At 54.2% G+C, this 4,657-nt stretch carries 1 protein-coding gene; it reads right to left on the minus strand.

From position 1 onward, the window contains the following. On the minus strand, positions 1-4,591 hold a 4,591-nt coding region (locus EGJ86_RS24580; protein WP_256672510.1), incomplete at its 3' end, for a Zn-binding domain-containing protein. Between the last annotated feature and the right edge of the window lie 66 nt (positions 4,592-4,657).

Below are 4,657 nucleotides of genomic sequence, written 5' to 3' on the forward strand. Positions count from 1 at the left end.
CAAAATGCCATGGCAATGCGGCATGATGCTCCGGCTTCAATTCAATAACCGTGTTGCACTCAGCTCCTGCAACCGCCCAGTGTTGGTTATGGAAGTGGTTGAGGCATTCTGTACAGGAAGTCTCGCATGTGCAGTTATCCAACAGCTCAAGCGTTGCATCCAAAATTTCTTCCATGTGCCGCGCTGCAATCTCTGCGTACCCTGCTCCACCTGACAACGTATCGTACAAAAATATATCCAGGATACGGGAATCACCGTGCAGAGCAGGCTCAATCCTAAAGCCAGAGCCGAATTCGGCAGGGTCTAGATCCAGTTGCCGATGCCGACTGGCCGCTAGCCTTAGTGCTTCTGCAAGAGAATGCAAAGCATCTTCGAGAATGTGCAGCACCACACCGTTTACAGTATCGGTCACGATGGGGTCTGCGATTTTGAGGCGTAACAGCAGAAGGTCTGTGTCGAAGTGATGGCCTAGCAACACGCGTGCGAACTGCCCAGAACACTTCGGCGGTGTTCCTTTTGGACCAAGTTGCTTGTATGGACGCTCATGTGGCCCGGAGTTCGCCTCCTGATCAAAGACCGAGGCATGGCCGCATTCCATGCAGACTGAAAAGCCCCCTTCTCCCGTGCCTTCCTTGCCTCGGTTGACGGTAACGAGCGTACGGTCGATGGCATAGGTGTAGCTTGCATAGGGACCACATGCGGAAAAGCTGAAAACCTCAGGATCGACTGGTTGCGGCAACTGGGCCATTGTCGTGTAGGTGATTTCTTGCTCGCGGTCATTTTCCGGCAAGTCAGCGGCGCTCTCCGGGCCGAACACTTCTGGCACAATCATATGTTCAGTAACCAACTGTTGGCCGCAGACGGGACAACTCATCAGTTCATTAGCTGAACGGGGGTCACGCACAAACGAGCAGGCTTTACAGTGCGTGTGCGGTTTTTGGTTTTCGAAGAGAGGGCCTGCACGATTCACTACCCCCGGCGGCAGATCTGCAAAGACGCCACCCGAACGATAGGTTTTTTTGTCAATAACTATGAGTCGCCCTGGGGCGTATTCGCTAAGGGCTTTGATAATTGACTGTTGCGGTCGTTGCACCGTACGCACTTCCCAACGATCTCGTGCGTTTTTGGTCAGCTTTTCAACGAGAAAGCTGCAAAGACTGGTCGGGAAGGCGTAGCTGGGAAGCAATCCGTGATAGAACAGGAACTCTAGAAGTTCCGCCTGTTCGATGTTTGATGAGGGGTTTTCGTCGTCCTGGATTTCTTGTTCAGCAACATCCTCATACGTCTTAGTCGCCTGGACGGTATTACCGAGGTTCTTGAGCTCCCCAAGTAAGCGCTTACTGGTATCAGCCAGCCATTCCGTCAATGAAAGCCCGCGGGTATCCAACCCCGGCGGCAACCAAGCGACAATGGACTCGCGAAGATCACCGTCGCTGGCCAGTACCCGGCGAGCCACCCAGGCCTCGAAACTGTTCAAGTTGGGGCCGGGTTGTTCGGTACTGCAGAAGAAGTCCTTAGTCGGACCAAGCGCTTTGAGCAACGACGAGTTTTTTTCAGCCAAGGCACTGGTGCATTGCGCCATAATTTCATGAAAAAAAGTCTGGATCAGGTACGCGTGAAGATGCCGACGGGCGATTTTCGCATTATCGATCTTGACCTCCGGTGTACGAGGTGGACCTGCCACGATACGTGATGGATTCAAGAAGTAGTGGCTGTCATGCGGGCCATTCTGTGAGTAGGTGACTACGGTGGATACCGACGAACCACGCCGCCCAGCCCGCCCCGCGCGCTGCTGGTAGTTTTCCCGCTGCGGAGGAACGTTTCTCAACGCTACTGCGACTAGCGAGCCGATGTCGACGCCTACCTCCATAGTCGTTGTGCAACTGAGTACATCGATAGGACGATCCCGATCCTCAATCAGCACGTCCTGGAATCTCATCTCATAGAGTTCTGTAGTTGCATGGACCCTACTGCGATCACGGTTCGACAATTGAGCGGTGTGTTCTTCCACGCTCATGTTGGACAGCTCTGCTCCTGGTGTTAGGGCCCTAGCCACCGGAAGCCGCCAGAAGTTCTTTCGAGCCGTAACATAATCGCTGTTTCTCGGATCCAGAGGCGCTGCCGCGTCGCTGCCGCACGCCAGGCAAACCTTACCCGCCAAGGCGAAGGGCATCAGCGCAGTGCAGTCAGCGCATTGCGCCCAACAGTGGGCTAAGTCGACAACAATAGATAAGGAATCAGGCACCAGGAACCAGGTACCATCGAGTTCTTCCGCCAATTGATCTCGGAAGGTAGCTTCAACTCGCTGCATCGCCTCACTCGGCCAACCGAAATGCTTGATCAAGCTCTCCTTCAACGATTTCCCAAACTGACCGTTACTGCCCCATGCCGAGTTCGCATAACCAGCTGCCTTCCAGCGGTAGACCGACTCAATGGATCTGTCGAATGCGTATTCCTGTAGCATCGAGTCAATCCACCCTACCGCCAGTTCACGGACGTTCGCTTCGCTGATCGCAAGCCCAGTCGTCGACAAGTGCTGGCTGAGTTTTCGCAGTTTCAGGGGGGTAGGCTCAACGAAACCGACCATTGTCCCGGTCAGCGAGTAATAATTGCCGCAAAGAAGTTTGAGAAGGGCAATCTGGTAACGCGCTGGAATTTCCTGTGGCGTGAAATTCTCCCCAATGGCTTCCGCCAGGTCGGAGTCATAATTGTCATCAAATAACTTTCGTGCACTCTCGACTCTTCTCGAGTCACCACCATCGAACATCGGCAGGTCGTGTTCGGTCAAAACCGAAAGGAAGGCTAGGTAGAGTAAGGCCGTGGGCTTGGCGGGTTTTCCTAACTCCACTAGTTTTTGACAAGCCAATGCGACAGCCTGTCGAAACACGTCAAGTTCAATATCACGTGGAATATCACGCGCTAGCCGAGCAGCTTTTTGTCGACCGTCAGAGAAAATCAAAACCTTTCGACCGGCGTTCGGGTGCCGAGTATCTTTGGCTCGACTGGCGGGTTGTTTAGCCATTTGCGTCCGGACGAGCGTAGTGAACGGAGCCTCCCCTTTTGTAAGGTGATCCATAATTTTTGATGGATCATCTTTGGTGTTTTTTATTTTGCGTGTACAGACAGGACAATGATCGAAAGTCAGATCGCCTGCGTCTGCGGCCTTGTCCGGTACACGAACCCTGCGGAACCCGATTTCATCGCTTGGCCGTTCATTCGAGAGAATGCCACTGGCCATATGTAGCCATTTCTCGATATGTCGACTGCGAGGATGGATAGCGTCCTCCACGCACAATTCTATTGGCACCAGCTTAGAAACCGCACCGTCTGATAACGGCCCACTGGGTTGGTGCCAAACGAAGTCCTGCTCCTCGTTCACAAAACCACGTAAGAAAGCTGCTCCGCAGTCACGATGCGTGAGTAATTCATACACGCGTCCATTGGCCTCGCAGCCACATTGGGTTGCGGGTTTCGTATACAGACGGCCTAGGATAGTGGGGCCATCATGATGGCCCAAGCGCTTGGAGCAGGTACGGTTCACGCAAGCGAACAAGCCTGGCAATCCGCGATGGAAGAGGTGCAGGCGCGTCGGAAGCAACACCCGGCCATCTGTGCTCCGCTGTGCGTAGCTACCCAGTGCCAGGAGCGTGTCGGTGGCTTTCTCCGCATCGACCGCAGGATAATTGCCAAAAAGCCGATCACTCAGCTCATCTAGGCGAACCGCTCGACCCGATACGGCGGTAATCAGGTTCTCCAGCGGCTCGAACCCCGTAAGATGTTCAAACAGCCAGTTACGAAACGCTGCATGGCCACCGCGCGGCGGTTGGTTCCAACCTAACCGAAGAGCGAGTTGCGCCGCTGCTTCAGTGGCTGCATCGAGGTCATCGGCCGAGCGTTGAAAATCGGCCAGATTGAAATCCGTCAACGCCTTAAGCTGTGCTGCCGGCGCTGTCTGTGTTACGCAGCGTTGTTCTGGTGTCCCCTGAATCACCCTGACGCGCCGTGGCGATGTGTCGGCCAAGCCCGTCAAGTCCCGAGCAAAACGCTCGCCATCAACTGCGGCGGTGTCAGCGGGCCCCAGACTCGCACTAGTCATAATGCAACGCATGCGTTCTCGCGGAATGTCGAGCCGCGCGCATAGGCGTCGAATCAGCAGTGCCACCTCGGCTCCACCTGCCCCTCTGTACATATGCGCCTCGTCAAGCACCAGGATAAATTCGTTGCGCGCGTCCGCTTTGAGCCATTCTTTGGTCTGATCAAAAATATCGCGCTCGATAGGTCGCATGAGCATGTATTCGAGCATGGAGTAGTTGGTGATCAACAGTTCGGGACAACGCGCTTGCATTTCATGGCGAGTCATCATTTCGCGATCACCGGGCTGAGTTTGAAGCCGACCTGCCCAATGCTTTTTGGTGAAACTGTCGCCCTTCTTCTTCCCCGATGCGTATGTCTTCGTTTCGATTGCTGCTGCACCGTAAAAATCATCTAAGTCTTTACTTGGCCAGCGCCCGATCCTGACTAGCTCACTTTTCACGGCAGGTTTTGCAGAAACTTTATTATAAAACTCTTCAAATAACGGCGGCGGCGGCAAAAACTGAGTGCAACACCTGACCTTTCCGGTACGGTGCTGCCCCTATGTCTTATACCGAACTCAGCG

The sequence above is a fragment of the Pseudomonas sp. o96-267 genome (assembly GCF_003935465.1).
Taxonomy (GTDB): domain Bacteria; phylum Pseudomonadota; class Gammaproteobacteria; order Pseudomonadales; family Pseudomonadaceae; genus Aquipseudomonas; species Aquipseudomonas sediminis.